The sequence below is a fragment of the Vibrio sp. YT-15 genome (assembly GCF_033337445.1).
In the GTDB taxonomy this organism is placed as follows: Bacteria; Pseudomonadota; Gammaproteobacteria; order Enterobacterales; family Vibrionaceae; genus Vibrio; species Vibrio alginolyticus.
In genome coordinates this window covers 1-1,448 of the sequence record NZ_JAWOQR010000072.1, presented here as the reverse complement: position 1 = coordinate 1,448, position 1,448 = coordinate 1, and the positions used below count along the sequence as shown (strand labels likewise).

The 1,448-nt window shown below is 37.8% G+C and carries 2 protein-coding genes and 1 pseudogene; 1 reads left to right on the top strand and 2 read right to left on the bottom strand.

What is annotated here, in order from left to right; translation table 11 throughout:
- On the top strand, positions 1-224 hold a 224-nt coding region (locus tag R7D93_RS25320), incomplete at its 5' end, for a transposase (protein WP_225455851.1).
- A 323-nt stretch (positions 225-547) separates the two neighbouring features.
- Here R7D93_RS25320 and R7D93_RS25315 read toward each other — a convergent pair.
- Positions 548-1,189, bottom strand: coding sequence for a type A-3 chloramphenicol O-acetyltransferase CatIII (locus tag R7D93_RS25315; protein ID WP_004920769.1), 642 nt, complete (start codon positions 1,187-1,189; stop codon positions 548-550).
- A gap of 35 nt (positions 1,190-1,224) precedes the next feature.
- A pseudogene (locus R7D93_RS25310) lies at positions 1,225-1,448 on the bottom strand (IS5/IS1182 family transposase); the annotation flags it as partial.

The window sequence follows — 1,448 nt, the reverse complement described above, 5'->3', positions numbered from 1 at the left end:
GAAGTCGTCGCTATGAGCCTCATGTCCAGTCACGGAAGGATGAATCAGAAGCCATCAAAAACACGGATTTTAAGGCCCACCGCTGGGTTGTAGAGAGAACACACAGTTGGATGAATCGCTACCGTCGTGTCCTGACTCGTTGGGAGAAAAAGGTCGAAAATTACGAGGCAATGCTGCATCTTGCCTGTGCCATCATTGTCTGGAATAAAATCCTTTTGGGATAGGTTCTTATTCATTCTTTATCCCATTTAGTTTATATATCATGATTTGATAGATATCTTGGCATCGACGTGTTATTTCAAGCTTACCTTTAAAAAATTATCATAAAATGCCTAGAAACAGATAAAAAGTGCGAACAAAAGCCGACAAAAAACATTTTATTGTTTATGGTTTTTAGCCTTTTGCGGAAGGATGATATAATAATTCGGCTCACACATTTATTTGAGGGTAAACAGTCGGTTCTATGACCGCCATTGAAGATAAGTTAACTCAAAACATAATAAAACAGGGCTTCACTAGATATGAAACCCTTTAATTTAACCTGAGCTTATTTTAATTTACTGTTACACAACTCTTGTAGCCGATTAATAAAGCGTGCAACATGGAAGCCATCACAAACTGCATGATGAACCTGTACTGAGAGCGGCAATAACAGTCTATCCCCTTCTTGCTGATATTTTGCCATTGTTATAATGGGTGCAAAATAATCGGTAAAATTAGCAACATTTAAATTAAAGCTATCAAAATTAACCCAAGGTAATGCTGAAATATTTAAATGATTTTCTGGTGTTACCCCTTGAGGAAATAACTTGGTATCACTTTTATAACGTTCCATTACCGATAAATAATTCACCATAAATTGATCAATATCGGATGAGTATGGGCAACTCAGTGCTGAAAATGTCTCTGTTTCTTGATGGAATACGGTGAATTGTGGGTCGACTGAATCCCATACGATCAATTCATCATCTTTTATCGCCATTCTCAACTCATCAAATTGATTCACGGCCTGAGCAATCAGATAGATCATTACCGGATAAAACTTATACGCTGAATCATCCAATGACTTTTTTAACGTCGTGATATCAATTTTGCTTGTTAAGCTAAAACCACATGGTAAACGATGCCGATAAAACTCAAAATGCTCACGGCGAACCCAATTTTTTACATCAAATTTTGTATAGTTCATAACATATCCCTTCTGAATTTTTATTTACTAAGAACCTATCCCAATAGGTTTTTAGTCCAGACAATGATACCACAGGCAAAATGCAGCATCGCCTCATAATTCTCGACTTTCTTCTCCCAACGAGTCAGGACACGACGGTAGCGATTCATCCAACTGTGTGTTCTCTCTACAACCCAACGGTGAGCCTTAAAATCCGTGTTTTTAATGGCTTCTGACTCATCCTTCCGTGACTGGATATGAGGTTCATAGCGACGACTTT

Coding starts and splice junctions, on each gene's coding strand:
- R7D93_RS25315 (WP_004920769.1), bottom strand. CDS start 1,189: ATGAACTATACAAAATTTGATGTAAAAAATTGGGTTCGCCGTGAGCAT.